A 14,503-nucleotide genomic window follows, 5' to 3' on the forward strand; every position below is an offset into this window, starting at 1 on the left:
TCCGCAGGGGCGCAGCCATGCAGGACTGTCGGCTCAGTGGGCCTCCGGGTGGAGGCGTTCCGGGCCTGCGGCTGTCGCCGATCTGAGTTTGGCGCGGAGTTTCTGTTCGGTCCTGGAGAGGGGGCCGGGGGCCGCCTTCGGGGGGACGCCCTGGACGGGGGCGCCCGGGGGGACCGGGGGTTCGTAGTGGTCGGGGGCGGTGTGGAGAGTGAGGGCGGTGGTGGTGAGGAGGAGGGTGGTGAAGGCGATGGCGGCGTGGATCCAGCGGCGGGCGCGCAGGTCGGCGCGGGCCCGGAGGGCGGGGGGTTTCGTGGGTCCCGGGCGGACGCCGGAGGGGAGTGTGGCCAGGAGACGGTTGAGGTCGTCGGGGGCGACCGGCTCCGGGAGGCGTGCGGTGACGGTCGCGCGGGCGTAGAGGAGACGGCCCGCGGCGGCCGGTGTGCTGGCCTCCGTCTCGGCGGCCGTGTCGGGGAGATCGAGGCCGACACCGTCGTAGAGGAGCAGGGTGCGGCGGTACGGGGGCGGCAGTTCCAGCAGCGCGGTCAGCAGGGCGCGGCCGGTGGGGTCGGTCGGCTGGGGTTCGGGCTGTTGCCGGGGGCGCAGCCGGTGCCAGGGGGAGAGGGCGTAGTCGTGGGCGGCGGCCCGCACCCAGCCCGCCGGGTCGCGGTCGACGGCCACCTCGGGCCAGCGGTGCCAGGCGAGTTGGAAGGCGCGCTCCACCGCCTCGCGCGCGAGACGGCGTCGTCCGGTGAGCAGATAGGTCTGCTGGACGAGGGTGGGGGCGCAGTACGCGTAGAGGGCGTCGAAGGCCTGAGCGGGGGTCAGGGGGTCCGGGGGGCGTGGTGGGGCCGGATCGTCGGCGCCGGGGGCGGGGCCGGCGTCCGTGCCGGGGCCGGCGTCCGTGCCGGGGGGCTGCTGATACCACTCGGTCCCGCTTTCGGCCCCCGTCCCGGCCTGGGCCCCCGTCCCGGGCCCGGTCACCGGATCGCCTCCCGCCGTAGCGACCTCTGTCGGAGCAACCCTCGTACGAAAAAGCACATAAGCACATATTGGGCGACACGTGCATGAATCCATCGTTACGCCGGTAAAGCGCGTGTCGTTGGGAGCATGGCCGACGTGACCCACGCGACCGACCCGAACGAGCCGAACCAGCCGACCGCCGGGCGGGGCCCGTACCCCGCCGACCACGGCCGGCAGGCCTTCCCCACAGCGGCCGGGGCGCCCATGAGGCCCATGGCGCCGACGGCCTCCCTGTACACGTCGTCGCCGCGGTCTCCACTGTCGCCGCTGCTCAGGCGGGCGCGCCGACGGTCGTCCAAGCTCGTCGCCGGGGTGCTGGGCGGGGCCCTGGCGGCGGGGCTCGGGGTCGGGGCGTTCGTCGCCCTGGTGACGATGCTGTGGATCAGTTCGCCGTACCCGGACAGCGGGCCCGGTGGGGCGCTGCACGTGGCGGCGGCGCTGTGGCTGCTCTCGCACGGCGTGGAACTCGTCCGCACCGACACGCTCTCCGGCGTCCCCGCCCCGGTCGGCCTCGTCCCCCTCTTCCTGCTCGCCCTGCCGGCGGTGCTGCTGCACCGGTCGGCCCGGGACCACGCGGGCGACGGCTCCGGGGTGAGCGCCCGCGCGATGTGGGCCGGGCTCGTCATCGGTTACGCGGCGGTCGGCGCGGTGGTCACCCTGTACGCCTCGGGCGGCGTGCTGCGACCTCGGTGGTTGTGGGCCGCGCTGTGTGTACCGCTGCTGGCGGCGCTCGCGGCGGGTACGGGGGTGTGGGCGGGGCGCGGGCGCCCCCGGCTGCCCCTGCCCGCGCTCCTCGGGGGCGCCCCGGAGACGGTGTGGCGACGCCATCTCGTGGCCGCCGCCGGACGGGCCGCCGCGGCGGGGGTGCTCATGCTGGCCGGCGGTGGCGCGCTGCTGGTGGCCGTGTCCCTGGTCTGGCACGGCGGCGCGGCCCGCGACTCCTTCCTCCAGCTCACCGAGGCGCTGTCCGGGCGGTTCGCCGTACTGCTGCTCTGCCTCGCCCTCGTGCCGAACGCGGCGCTGTGGGCGGCGGCGTACGGGCTCGGCCCCGGGTTCGTGCTGGGCGCCGGGCACACCGTCGCGCCGCTGGACTCGGCGGCTCAGGGCATGGCCGTCCTCCTGCCCCCGTTTCCGCTGCTCGCGGCCGTCCCGGAGGGCGGGGGCGCGCCGGTGTACTGGGCGGTGGGCGCGGTGCCGCTGGCGGCGGGGATGACGGTCGGGTGGTTCGTCGCGGCGCGGGCGGCGGGTGACCGGGTGGCGCCGTGGCCGGCGGGGCGGACGGTCGGCGCGGCCCTCCTCGCGGCGCTCCTGTGTGCCATGGCCTTCGCCCTTCTCGCCCTCCTCTCCGGCGGGCCCCTCGGCACCGCCGCCCTCGCCGATTTCGGACCGGTGTGGTGGCAGGCGGGCGGCGCGACCTGGGCGTGGGTGAGCGCGGTGGGGGTGCCGGTGGCGCTGGCGGCGCGCTGGGGACGGGTCCGGGCGCGGAATCGGGTCCGGCTTCAGGGGCGGGTTCGGCTTCAGGGTCGGGTTCGGGCTCAGGGTCGGGTACGGGCTCAGGTTCGGAAGGGAGCGGATGGGGGCGGGCGGACGAACACGGCCGGGGTGCCTGGGCAGGGGCGGCGGTCGGGGGCGCCCGCAGGTGAGGAGGCCGGTCGGCGGCGGAAGAGGTCGATCGTGGCCAGGGTCTTCCGGCGCGAGGTGAAGGGGGACGCGAGTGGGGAGGCCTCGGCAGGCCCGAGGGCGACCGCCGCCGTGTCCGTGCCGGGCGGCTCGGGCGGGCAGGGGGCTACGTCGGGGCGCACGTCGGGTGGACCCAGAACGGGGCCCCGAGCCACCGAGCGCCCGAAGACGACCTCGGCATCGACAGCGACCTCAGCCTCGACCCCGACTCCAACCCCGACCACCGTGGCGCAGTCTCCGCCCGCCCCGAGCGCCCCGAGTGCCCCGAAACGCACACGCCGTTTCCCGGCCTGGCTCTCCGGAGCGAAGCGAGGCCCGGCCGGCCGTCCCGACCATCCAACTCCGGCGGCCTCCGGGGACCCCACATCCACATCCACATCCACGTCCACGTCCACCGATACCGCCGCCGTCAGCACCAGTGCCAGTACCGCTTCCGGGCCAAGCACCGGCCCCGACCCCACCGACGCCCTTGCCCCGTACGACGCCCTCGACCCGTACGCCTACAAGTCCGCCGCGACCGCTCCCACACCCCCGCCCCGCTGGGACACGGGCTCCCGTGCGGCCCGCTGGGCGGCCTTGCGTGAGGCGGCCTCGACGGACGAGCGACCCGAACACCATCCCTCGCGCCCCGGCACGGGCCCCGCCCCCACCTCGGCCCACGGCCCCGAAGTCACTCCCGACTCCAGCCCTGACTCCAGCCCCGGCGAAGCCCCCTGATGGTGTGAAGGCGCCGCAGGCTACTGCGCGCCCAGGATCTCCCGGAGCGGGCCCTCGGGGAGGAGGTCCTTGCAGGACTTCGCGGAGACGGTGGTGAGGGAGTCGTTGACGCAGGTGTAGTAGTCGCGGTAGACGAACTGGGCCGTGAAGGTGATCGCGACGATGGCCAGGGCGATCGTGGAGGTCACCAGGCCGCTGATGGCCGCCGTCCGCTGCGGGCGACCGCCCGGCTCGGGCGCCGCCGACCGGGACGGGTCCGGCGTCTGCGGCTTGGCCCGCAGCGCGCTGACGGCCCAGTACACGGCCAGCGAGCCGAGCAGCAGCGCGACGTACGGCCAGGCGAAGAGGGCGAAGAAGAAGGCCCACATACCGCAGAGCAGTGAGTACCGCGCACGGCGCTGGGCGGGATCCGTCGGGTCCCAGCGCAGCCCGCCCCCGGGACCGCCCCCGGAACCCTGGCCGGAACCACCCGGCCCACCCGCTCCTCCAGGCCCGCCCTGGCCACCGGGACGCTCACCGAAGGGTCCGCCGGAGGAGCGGCCGGGCTGCCGGTCGCTCCACTGACTGCCCCACGGCGAGTGACCACCACCGCGACCCGCTCCGTCGTCGGAACCCTGGCCGTCGGGCCGGCGCGGCTGCCACGGCCGGTCGGGCGTGCCCTCGGGCGGCGGGGCGAACGGATTGTCGTCCGAAGAGCCCGCGCTCCGGCCCCCTCCGGGCTGTCCGGGCTGCCCGGACTGCTCGGGGGCGTCCTCGCTCTCGCGCGGAGGCGTGGGCGAGGAACTCCGCTCGCGCAGCAGGAGCGAAGGAATGCGGAGGCTGCGGTCCGGCATCAGGAGTGCGTCTTCCCCTTGGTGAATACGGCGGTGAACAACGGAGGTGATTACAGCAGTGACTAAGGCAGTGACTAAGGCGGTGAAATCTACTGGTGGCGCATGAGCTGTCACTCCGTGAACGCCCCGCGTACCGACCGCGTTCCCGAGCCCACTCCTCGCAGACGCTACCTTCCGGCCACGCCCCCGTCCCACGGGGGCCGTCCGGTGTGCCGGTATCGTTGCTGACGGTCGGCCGCTTCGTAGACTTCCCCGTATCGGGGGACGCGAAGCATTCGTATGAACATACAAGTGAACCCCTCGTCAGTACCCGTAGATCAGTACCCGTACCCGTAGAAAGGGCCCCACCGTGGCCGCCAAGCCCGTGGCCAAGCGCCTCGTCGTGCTGGTCTCCGGATCCGGCACCAACCTCCAGGCGCTGCTGGACGGCATCGAGACCACCGGCGTCGAGGCCTACGGCGCCGAGATCGTGGCCGTCGGAGCCGACCGCGGTGGCATCGAGGGGCTCGCCCGTGCCGAGCGCGCCGGACTGCCGACCTTCGTCTGCCGGGTCAAGGACCACGAGACACGTGACGAGTGGGACGCGGCGCTCGCCGAGGCCGTCGACGCGTACGAGCCCGATCTCGTCGTCTCCGCCGGGTTCATGAAGATCGTGGGCAAGGAGTTCCTGGCCCGGTTCGGCGGGCGGTTCGTCAACACCCACCCGGCGCTCCTCCCCAGTTTCCCGGGGGCCCACGGGGTGCGGGACGCGCTCGCGTACGGCGCCCGGGTCACCGGCTGCACCGTCCACTTCGTCGACGACGGCGTCGACACCGGGCCGATCATCGCGCAGGGCGTGGTGGAGGTCCGGGACGAGGACGACGAGAGCGCTCTGCACGAGCGCATCAAGGAAGTCGAGCGAAGGCTGCTCGTCGATGTCGTGGGGCGGCTCGCCCGCAACGGCTATCGCATTGAGGGACGAAAGGTAGTTATCCAGTGACCGCCGACACCAACAAGCGGCCCCTTCGCCGGGCGCTCGTCAGCGTCTACGACAAGACCGGGCTGGAGGAGCTCGCGCGCGGGCTGCACGCGGCCGGTGTCGAGCTGGTCTCCACCGGCTCCACGGCCGCGAGGATCGCCGCCGCCGATGTCCCCGTCACCAAGGTCGAGGAGCTGACCGGCTTCCCCGAGTGCCTGGACGGCCGGGTCAAGACCCTGCACCCCAAGGTGCACGCGGGCATCCTCGCCGACCTGCGCCTGGACAGCCACCGGCAGCAGCTCGACGAACTGGGCGTGGCCCCCTTCGACCTCGTCGTCGTCAACCTGTACCCGTTCCGCGAGACGGTCGCCTCGGGGGCCACCCCGGACGAGTGCGTCGAGCAGATCGACATCGGCGGGCCGTCGATGGTCCGCGCCGCGGCGAAGAACCACCCGTCGGTGGCCGTCGTCACCAGCCCGGCCCGGTACGCCGATGTCCTGAAGGCCGTCCAGGACGGCGGTTTCGACCTCGCCACCCGCAAGCGGCTCGCGGCCGAGGCCTTCCAGCACACGGCCGCGTACGACGTCGCCGTGGCCTCCTGGTTCGCGTCCTCGTACGCCCCCGTCGACGAGTCGCGGTTCCCCGACTTCCTCGGGGCGACCTGGGAGCGCGCGCACACCCTGCGGTACGGCGAGAACCCGCACCAGCCCGCCGCGCTGTACGTCTCCGGGAGCGGCGGTCTCGCCGAGGCCGAGCAGCTGCACGGCAAGGAGATGTCGTACAACAACTACACGGACACGGACGCCGCCCGCCGTGCCGCGTACGACCACGACGAGCCGGCCGTCGCGATCATCAAGCACGCGAACCCGTGCGGGATCGCCGTCGGCGCGGATGTCGCCGAGGCGCACCGCAAGGCGCACGCGTGCGACCCGCTGTCGGCGTACGGCGGTGTGATCGCCGTCAACCGGCCGGTCAGCAAGGAGATGGCGGAGCAGGTAGCCGAGATCTTCACCGAGGTCATCGTCGCGCCCGACTACGAGGAGGGGGCCCTGGAGGCCCTCGCCAAGAAGAAGAACATCCGGGTGCTGAAGGCCCCGGGCGCGCCCGGCGCGCCGGGCGAGCTCAAGCCCGTCGACGGTGGCGCGCTCCTCCAGGTGACCGACCGGCTCCAGGCCGACGGCGACGACCCCGCGCACTGGACCCTCGCGACCGGGGACGCGCTCTCCGCCGACGAGCTCGCCGAGCTGTCCTTCGCCTGGAAGGCCTGCCGGGCCGTCAAGTCCAACGCGATCCTCCTCGCCAAGAGCGGCGCCTCCGTCGGCGTCGGCATGGGGCAGGTCAACCGTGTCGACTCCGCGAAGCTCGCCGTCGAGCGCGCCGGTGAGGAGCGCGCGCGGGGCGCGTACGCCGCCTCCGACGCGTTCTTCCCCTTCCCGGACGCGCTGGAGATCCTCACCGCGGCCGGCGTCAAGGCCGTCGTGCAGCCGGGCGGTTCGGTCCGTGACGAGCTGGTCGTCGAGGCCGCGCGGAAGGCCGGCGTGACGATGTACTTCACGGGGACGCGGCACTTCTTCCACTGAGCCGCGCCACTGAGCCGCGCCACTGATCCCGTACGGAGTTCGTACGCGTGAACTCCGTACGGGTCCGAGGTCCGTACGGGGTCGGGGGCGGGCCGCGTTCTACGTCGTGGCGCGCAGTGCCGCCCAGGTGTTGGGGCCGACCTGGCCGTCGACCTCCAGTCCCTTCGCCCTCTGGAACCGCTTGACCGCCGACTCGGTGTTCTTGCCGAACTTGCCGTCCACGCCCGTGCCGCCGACGCTGTAGCCGCGCCGGTCGAGCATGCACTGCACCTGTACGACGCGCTGGCCCTCGTCGCCGCGGTCGGTGAGTTCGGTGCCGGAGTAGTAGGTGCACTGGGAGATCCAGGCCGGGGTGGCGGGTCTCGTCGCGGCCTCGGTGGGCGTGGGCGTGGGGGTGGGGGACGTGGCCGGGGCGCTGTCGGACGGGGAGGCGGTGGCGCCGCTGGGCGTGGCGTCGGCCGTGTCCCGCGTGGGTTCGGCGGACGGGCTGTCCTCGGCCTCCTTCTTCTCCTTGTCGGCGGAGGGCGAGGGCGACTCCGAGGACCCCGGCAGCGGGCCCGCCGCCTCCCCGTCGGGCGCCGTCGTGGCACCGGCCGTCGGCCCGGCGGACACGGACTCCTCGGCTGCCGGGCGCGTCGCGAAGTACGCCCCCATCCCCACCGCGCACACCGCCAGCACGGCCACGACGACGAAGTACGGCGCCCTCCGCCGCCGGGATCCCAAGGCCACGGGGACGGTCCCCCGCCCCTCACCTGCGGCCACCGGCACCCCATGGCCCACGGCAGCCCGCGTGGGCGGGCCGTACGCCCCGGCCGGGGGCACGGGCATCCCATAGGCCCCCGGTGCGACGGACCCGCCGTAGACCCCGGGCGGAGTGGGCGCGCCGTACGTGCCGGGGGGCGTGGGCGCGCCGTACATCCCGGGTGGCGCGGAGGCCCCCGGTGGTGTCGGCGCTCCGTAGACCCCCGGCGGCGAGGGCACTCCCCGCGCGCCCGCTGCCGGCGGTGTGGCCGGGGGCGTGGCCGGATCGTGGTGGTGGCTCGTCTCGACGGCCGTGGCGTCGGTCAGGGCGGTGTACGCCTCATGGCGGGTGCGGAGGCGGGCGTCGAGGGAGGCGGGCCAGGGGCGGTCGGTGTCGGTGGCGGCCTCGACGAGCTGTGCCGGGGTGGGGCGGTCCGTCGGGTTCTTGGTGAGACAGGTGGTGAGGAGGGCGGCCAAGGCCGGGTCCGCCGAGGCCAGTTCGGACATCAGGGCCCGCTTGGGCTCCTCGAAGGCGACCCGGTGCATCACATCGACCCCGGTGCCGTCACCGAAGGGCGCGTGGCCGGTGACGGCGTACACCAGGGTCCCGGCGAGGGAGAACACGTCCGACGCGGAGTCGCAGCGGCCGTCGTGGAGATACTCGGGCGACATGTACGCGGGCGTGCCCACCCGGCTTCCGGTCGTCGTGATCGCGCTGCTGTCCACGGCCTGCGAGATACCGAAGTCGATGACGTGGACGCTGTCGCGCGCGAGCAGGACGTTGGACGGTTTGAGGTCGCGGTGGACCACCCCGGCCTCGGCGAGGGCGGCCAGCGCCCGGCCCAGTTCGCCGATCAGCCGCCAGGCTCCCGAGGGCGGCAGCGTGCCGCAGTCGCGCACCGCGTCGGAGAGGTTGAGTCCCGGCAGATACTCCGTGGCCATCCAGAGCAGTTCGCGCCCGTACTCGTCCTCGGGTTCGAAACCGGTGCCGAGCAGACGGGGTGCGTACGGCGTGCGGACCCGGTCGTGCACCCCCGCCTCCCGCTGGAACCGGCGCCGGAACTCGGTGTCCTCCGCGTACTCCGGCCGGATCACCTTCACCGCGGCGAGCCCCGGGCCGCCGTCGGCGTGCCGCGCCAGATACACCCGGCCCATCCCGCCGCTGCCGAGCAGCCCCAGCGGTACGTACGGTCCGAGGCGCCGGGGGTCCGACGGCCTCAGCGGGGTCGCGCCCGCCCGCTCCAGCGCGGTGGCGTCCGGGGCGGGGGAGTGCGGCGGCGGTGCGGGCCGCTCGTCTGACATGGGTCCCCCGGGTGGTGTTCTCTCTGGTCGTGCGTCGCCTCAACCGTCCCATGGGCAACGCGAGTTGAGAGAGAGTACCGCGCGGGCGGAGCCGGGCACGGCACGCCGAAGGGCCGTACCCCGCAGGTGGGGTACGGCCCTTCGTGGCGCTCGGCGGCCTGCCTCGGTGACGCGGCCGGTCTCGGTGACGCGGGCGGCCCCAGTGACGCAGCCTGGCTCAGTAACGCGGGCGGTTGAACCACGCCTTGCCGTTCGCGTTGCCGACGAAGACGGCTATCAGGATGCCCAGGACCAGGTGGACCAGGCCGATCAGGAAGAACGGGAAGACGCCGAGGACGGCGGTGATGATGCCGAAGACCAGGGCGGCGACGCGTACGCCGTTGCCACCGGACTTGAACTTCACCGCCAGCATGATCGCGTAGACCAGCCAGGCGACCGCGAAGATCGCGATCGCCACCATCTGGCCGGTGGGGATGTTGCCGAGCGCCTCCGCGAGAGCCGGGTCCTCGGTGCTGTCGCTGGCCGCGGCCACACCGATCGCGCCGATGCCGTACAGCAGCACACCGATCACCTGGAGGCCGACGATGACCCAGAGCATGATGCGGGCCGCGTTGACCGTGCTGGGTATGGTCTCGGGCGCGTTCGGGTAACCGCCGTAGCCCTGCGAGACCGGCGGGGCGGCCGGGTAGCCGCCGTAGCCCGGCTGCTGGGGCGGGGTCTGCTGCGGGTAGCCGTAGGGCTGGGCGGGCGGCTGCTGCTGGGGCTGGCCGTACGGGTTGTTCGGGTCGCCGAAACTCATGGCGGGGTTTCCTCCGTTGCCTGGTGCGGGGACGCGCGGCACGGTTCGGAGGAATGCCCTGAGTCTTCTGAAATGGTCACGCCCCCCGGCAGTGCCCGCGGCACTGTGTCCCAATCGTTTTATATGCCCGTCCGGATGTCCAGGGAGATTCAGCGGGTGTTGTGCAAGTGCAACACATCCGATCTTGTGGGAAGGGGTGGGCGGGCGTCCGCCAGGTGACCGGATTGGAACCCGGTGCCGGTCATCCGCGAAGATTGGGGCCATGAGCGCCCAGATTCTCGATGGCAAGGCCACCGCAGCCGCGATCAAGTCCGATCTGACCGCCCGCGTGGCGGTGCTGAAGGAGAAGGGCGTCACGCCCGGACTCGGCACGATCCTGGTCGGTGAGGACCCCGGCAGTCAGAAGTACGTCGCGGGCAAACACCGCGACTGCGCGCAGGTCGGCATCGCCTCCATCCAGCGTGAACTGCCCGCGACCGCCACCCAGGAGGAGATCGAGGCGGTGGTGCGGGAGCTGAACGAGGACCCCGCGTGCACCGGTTACATCGTGCAGCTGCCGCTGCCCAAGGGCATCGACGAGAACCGCATCCTCGAACTGATGGACCCCGACAAGGACGCGGACGGACTGCACCCGATGAACCTCGGGCGCCTCGTCCTCAACGAGCCCGCGCCGCTGCCCTGCACCCCGAACGGTGTCCTCACCCTCCTGCGTCGGTACGGCGTCGAGATCAAGGGCGCCGAGGTCGTGGTCGTCGGCCGCGGTGTCACCATCGGCCGCCCGATGCCGCTGCTGCTCACCCGGCGCAGCGAGAACGCCACGGTGACCCAGTGCCACACCGGTACGCGTGATCTGGCCGCGCACCTCAGGAAGGCGGACATCATCGTCGCGGCGGCCGGCTCCGCCCACCTGATCCGGCCCGAGGACGTGAAGCCGGGCGCCGCCGTCCTCGACGTCGGTGTCTCCCGCTCCGCCGAGGGCAAGATCGTCGGCGACGTCCACCCCGGCGTCGCGGAGGTCGCCGGCTGGATCTCCCCCAACCCCGGCGGCGTCGGCCCGATGACCCGGGCCCAGCTGCTCGTCAACGTGGTCGAGGCGGCGGAGCGCAGTGTCGGCTGACGGCGGATCCGGGGAGACGGCGGCGGAGAGGGTACGGATGTCGGGGTCGGCGGGGACGGCTGGGGCGACGGAAACGGCTGAGGTGGCCGGGGGCGCGGAAGCGGGTGGGGTGCCTGGGGCGGCCGAGGTGCCTGAGACGGTCGAGGTGCCTGAGACGGTCGAGGTGGCCGCGCCTGCTGAGGCGACGGAACCGACCGAGGTGAGCGAGGTGCCTGAGGAGTCCGGGTCGGCTGAGAAGCCCGGGTCGGCCGAGGCGACTGAGCCGGCCGGGGCCGCCGAGTCGACCAGGGCCGCCGAACCGCCCAGCGCTGCCAAGTCGGCAGACGCGGCCAAGTCGGCAGACTCGCCGGAGCCGGAGCCGGAGCCGGAGCCGGAGCCGGAGCCGGAGCCGGAGCCGGAGCCGGAGCCGGAGCCGGGGCCGGCCGAGTCGGTCGTGTCGTCCGTGTCCGATGCTTCGGTGGATGACGAGATCGCGGTGCGGGACCACATCAGCGTGCCCGATGCCGAGGGCAGGCCCGTGCGCGGCACCCGGCGGTTCCCGATGTTCACCAAGGACACCGCGCGGCCCGAGGGCGGTGGCCGGGCGGCGCCGCGCGAGGCGCCCGCGCCCGTCCGCCAGTGGCCGATCCTCGCCGTGCTGTCCTCCGTGGGGCTCGGTCTGCTGCTCACCGCGCTCGACGCGTTCCGGGTCGGCACGATCCTGATCGGTGCCGCGCTGCTCGCCGGCGCGGTGCTGCGCTGGGCCGTCCGGGACGTCGGCATGCTCGCCGTCCGCTCCCGGTTCACCGACATGGCCACGTACATCGTGCTCGGCACCGCCATCGTGCTCCTCGCGCTGATGGCCCAGCCGAAGCCGCTGCTGGAGATCCCGTTCCTCAAGGACACCCTGCACTTCACGGTGGGCGACGAGGCGGGCTGAGGCCCTTCCCTCGCCCCGCCCCGCCCCGCCCCGCCCCGGCCCGAGCACACACGACGGCGGCCCGTCCCCTCCCCCGAGTAAGGACGGACCGCCGTCTCGCGTTCCACGTTCCTGCACGACGAACGCCCCGTTCAACACCTGTCAGCCCGCTGTGGCACGGAAGTGACCATTCCGCCAAGGTGTCCGCACTGGGCCACGACGACGGCACCCGGACGTCATCGGGACCTGCCACACCGGGCCTCGTACTGTCCGAACGCCTCCGCACCGACGTCCGTACAGGTGGGAACCGGTGCACCCGCGACCGTCGTCACCCGCTCAGACCCGCCCCGTGAGCCGAGGAGTCAGCTGATGAGCGCCTGGCAGCCGCTGCCGGACGAACTCCCCCCGGAGGTACAGCACTTCGTCGAGCAGTTGCGCCTGCTGAAGGACCGCACGGGCCTCAGCCTCGTCGCGCTCGGCGCACGCACCGCGTACAGCAAGTCCTCCTGGCAGCGCTACCTCAACGGCAGCCAGCCCCCGCCCCGCCAGGCGGTCGTCGCCCTGTGCCGGGTCGCCGGGGAGGACGCCGACCGCTTCGGCGCGCGCTGGGAGCTGGCCGTACGGGTCTGGCCGCGCCCGGCACCCCAGACCGTGCCCCCGTACGCGTACGAGAAGTCGGGCGAGGGGGCGAGCGAGGAGGCGGACGAGGGGGCGTACGAGGACGAGCCCACGCGCCCTTGGTGGGACACCCCGGCCGGCGAGCCGCAACCCCGTCCGCCCGGCCGTGTCGCCCTCTACGCCGCCCTCGCCGTCCTGGTCGCCCTGGCCCTCGTCTGCGCCGCGCTCCTGGGGGCCGTCACCCTGCGGTGACGGTCCCCAGCGGCGCACTCCTCAGCCGCGCCAGTCCTTGAGTCGCAGGTGATCCCCCTGATTGTGTGGTCGGTGTGTCGATGTATTGACAAGTTCGAGGATTTGCCCTGGACTCGCTCAACACCAGGGCTAAAGTGAGCATTTGGGGCGGTCCGGGACGTCCCGTGCGGGGACCTGCGATTCCGCCCGGATGTTCGGGATATCGACGGGATATCGGCGGGGCGCCGGTGGGACACTGGACCGCGGACCGTTGGGGGGCGCGCGGCGGTGCGCGGTGCGGCCCGAAATGCTCCCGCACGCCCCTTTCCGGGGAACTGACATCCCGGCCGGACGCATCCCCATGGGTAGGCCGGAAAGAGGCTCCTGAGCGGGCCTCGGACCAGATCCCGGACCAGGATTCAGCGAGGGTTTCATGCGCGGCACGGAGATAGGCACGGCGGGCGCGGGGGGAAAATCCAGAGTCGTACGGAGACGCGTACGGAGATCCGTACGGGGGGAAGAGGGGGGAAGCAATGCCTCGTTGGAGGGCCTTGCCGGATGAACTCGATCCACAGGTCAGGGAGTTCGCGGGCCAGTTGCGCCGGCTCGTCGACCGCGGTGGGCTGAGCATCGCCGCGGTGGCCGACCGCACGGGCTACAGCAAGACGTCCTGGGAGCGGTATCTCAACGGCAGACTGCTCGCGCCGAAGGGCGCGATCGTCGCGTTGGCCGAGGTCACCGGCACCGATCCCGTCCATCTGACCACCATGTGGGAGCTGGCCGAACGCGCGTGGAGCCGTTCGGAGATGCGCCACGACATGACCATGGAAGCGATCCGTATCTCCCAGGCGCGCGCCGCCCTGGGCGAGACGGGCGGTCAGTCCACCGTCAAGGGCGGCGGCAGGACCGGCAGGGCGGGCCGCAGCGCCACCGCGACCCCGGGCGTGGCCGGCCCGGCGGGCGTCTCACCGACCGTCCCGCCGCAGCCGCGCTCCTCCGGCGACGACCGCAACTCGCGCCCGCCGTACGGGGGTTCGATCACACCGGCCACCTCGTCACCGGCCACCTCGTCACCGTCCTCCTCACCCTCCTCACCCTCCTCGCCCTCGTCCGCCTCGCCGTACGGCGGGGGAGCGGGAGCGATCTCCGGCGGCGCGCCGCGCGTCAGTTGGGGCGCCACGCCGTCGACCTCGTCGCCGTCGTCACCGTCCGCTTCACCGCAGTCGCCCGCGCCGTCCTCGCCCTCCGTGTCGTCGGCGTCCTCGTCCCGCGTCCCGGCCGGCACCTCGGTTCCCGGCGGTGCCCAGGCGTTCGGTGGTGGCGGGCAGGCGTCGGGCGGTGCGCAGGCCTCCGGTGGTGTCTCGACGCCGTCCGGTGTCTTCGGTCCGCCGCCGGGCGGTAGCGGTGGCGGCCGTTCCGACGACGGCGACTCCCGGCCGAAGCGGCGGGTGACGATGTTCCTCGCGGGAGCCGTCGGCGCGCTCGTCGTGATCGCGGCGGCCTTCCTCCTCACCGACGGTGACGGGAAGGACCAGGCCCAGGACAGGCCGTCCGCCTCCCCGTCGACCTCGATCGGCAAGAACCGCGACCTCCCGGCCGGGGTGAAGTGCAGCGGCGAGGACTGCGAGGGCAAGGACCCGGAGACCATGGGGTGCATCGGCAACCTCGTGCGGACCACCGACGAGGCCACGATCGGCACCACGCGGGTCGAGGTCCGCTACAGCAAGACCTGCCAGGCCGCCTGGGCCCGGATCACCGGCGCCGCCCAGGGCGACGAGGTGCAGGTCGCGGTCGGCACGAAGAAGCAGACCGCCGCCATCGAGGCGGCCGGCGACAACATCGCCTACACCCAGATGATCTCTGTGAAGGACGCGGGCGAGGCCACGGCCTGCGCGACGCTGGCGTCGGGCCAGAAGGGCTGCACGGGGTAGAGGGCCCCGAGGGGGGCGCGGGGGCCGTGTCGGTGAGCGGCTCCGCCGCGTGGGTGCGACAAGCCCCACCGGCGGTCG

General features: G+C 73.4%; 11 protein-coding genes. 7 read left to right on the top strand and 4 right to left on the bottom strand.

Annotated features, from left to right (window positions below; all coding sequences use genetic code 11):
- Positions 1–33: 33 nt before the first annotated feature.
- Complete coding sequence (locus tag F9278_RS31230) at positions 34–981, bottom strand: RNA polymerase sigma factor (RefSeq protein WP_319023118.1); 948 nt, start codon at positions 979–981, stop codon at positions 34–36.
- A 126-nt stretch (positions 982–1,107) separates the two neighbouring features.
- On the opposite strand from F9278_RS31230, the gene F9278_RS48510 reads away from it, so the two are divergent.
- Entirely contained in the window at positions 1,108–3,417 is a 2,310-nt protein-coding gene (locus tag F9278_RS48510) for a cell division protein PerM (protein ID WP_319023119.1), read from the top strand.
- A gap of 20 nt (positions 3,418–3,437) precedes the next feature.
- On the opposite strand, the gene F9278_RS31240 is transcribed toward F9278_RS48510, so the two are convergent.
- A complete protein-coding gene (locus F9278_RS31240) occupies positions 3,438–4,250 on the bottom strand; it encodes a hypothetical protein (RefSeq protein ID WP_152171275.1) in 813 nt (270 codons plus the stop codon).
- Between the two features lie 349 nt (positions 4,251–4,599).
- Between F9278_RS31240 and purN the strand changes: the two genes are divergently transcribed.
- Positions 4,600–5,229, top strand: coding sequence for a phosphoribosylglycinamide formyltransferase (gene purN / locus F9278_RS31245; protein WP_152171276.1), 630 nt, complete (start codon positions 4,600–4,602; stop codon positions 5,227–5,229).
- Entirely contained in the window at positions 5,226–6,788 is a 1,563-nt protein-coding gene (purH, locus tag F9278_RS31250; RefSeq protein WP_152171277.1) for a bifunctional phosphoribosylaminoimidazolecarboxamide formyltransferase/IMP cyclohydrolase, read from the top strand. The genes purN and purH overlap by 4 nt, the downstream gene beginning before the upstream one ends.
- A 99-nt stretch (positions 6,789–6,887) precedes the next feature.
- On the opposite strand, the gene F9278_RS31255 is transcribed toward purH, so the two are convergent.
- Together F9278_RS31255 and F9278_RS31260 are read right to left on the bottom strand one after the other, a co-directional pair.
- The gene (locus tag F9278_RS31255) at positions 6,888–8,831 is read right to left on the bottom strand and encodes a serine/threonine-protein kinase (protein ID WP_152171278.1); all 1,944 of its coding nucleotides are present in this window, start codon (positions 8,829–8,831) and stop codon (positions 6,888–6,890) included.
- A gap of 217 nt (positions 8,832–9,048) precedes the next feature.
- Entirely contained in the window at positions 9,049–9,630 is a 582-nt protein-coding gene (locus F9278_RS31260; protein ID WP_152171279.1) for a hypothetical protein, read from the bottom strand.
- A gap of 262 nt (positions 9,631–9,892) precedes the next feature.
- Between F9278_RS31260 and F9278_RS31265 the strand changes: the two genes are divergently transcribed.
- The 4 genes from F9278_RS31265 to F9278_RS31280 all read left to right on the top strand — a co-directional run bounded on the left by F9278_RS31265 (position 9,893) and on the right by F9278_RS31280 (position 14,425).
- Positions 9,893–10,747, top strand: a complete 855-nt coding sequence (locus F9278_RS31265; RefSeq protein WP_152171280.1) for a bifunctional methylenetetrahydrofolate dehydrogenase/methenyltetrahydrofolate cyclohydrolase — start codon at positions 9,893–9,895, stop codon at positions 10,745–10,747.
- A 433-nt stretch (positions 10,748–11,180) separates the two neighbouring features.
- Entirely contained in the window at positions 11,181–11,666 is a 486-nt protein-coding gene (locus tag F9278_RS31270; RefSeq protein ID WP_152174240.1) for a DUF3017 domain-containing protein, read from the top strand.
- 348 nt (positions 11,667–12,014) lie between these two features.
- Positions 12,015–12,515: a helix-turn-helix domain-containing protein gene (locus tag F9278_RS31275; protein ID WP_152171281.1), complete on the top strand. Its 501-nt coding sequence runs from the start codon at positions 12,015–12,017 to the stop codon at positions 12,513–12,515.
- Positions 12,516–13,045: 530 nt separating this feature from the next.
- A complete protein-coding gene (locus F9278_RS31280) occupies positions 13,046–14,425 on the top strand; it encodes a helix-turn-helix domain-containing protein (protein ID WP_152171282.1) in 1,380 nt (459 codons plus the stop codon).
- Positions 14,426–14,503: the final 78 nt, after the last annotated feature.

Source organism: Streptomyces phaeolivaceus (assembly GCF_009184865.1).
In the GTDB taxonomy this organism is placed as follows: Bacteria; Actinomycetota; Actinomycetes; order Streptomycetales; family Streptomycetaceae; genus Streptomyces; species Streptomyces phaeolivaceus.

Excerpts from the sequence above, each read along its gene's own strand:
- F9278_RS48510 (WP_319023119.1), top strand. The coding sequence starts at position 1,108 with ATGGCCGACGTGACCCACGCGACCGACCCGAACGAGCCGAACCAGCCG.
- F9278_RS31240 (WP_152171275.1), bottom strand. The coding sequence starts at position 4,250 with ATGCCGGACCGCAGCCTCCGCATTCCTTCGCTCCTGCTGCGCGAGCGG.
- F9278_RS31255 (WP_152171278.1), bottom strand. The coding sequence starts at position 8,831 with ATGTCAGACGAGCGGCCCGCACCGCCGCCGCACTCCCCCGCCCCGGAC.
- F9278_RS31260 (WP_152171279.1), bottom strand. The coding sequence starts at position 9,630 with ATGAGTTTCGGCGACCCGAACAACCCGTACGGCCAGCCCCAGCAGCAG.
- F9278_RS31265 (WP_152171280.1), top strand. The coding sequence starts at position 9,893 with ATGAGCGCCCAGATTCTCGATGGCAAGGCCACCGCAGCCGCGATCAAG.
- F9278_RS31275 (WP_152171281.1), top strand. The coding sequence starts at position 12,015 with ATGAGCGCCTGGCAGCCGCTGCCGGACGAACTCCCCCCGGAGGTACAG.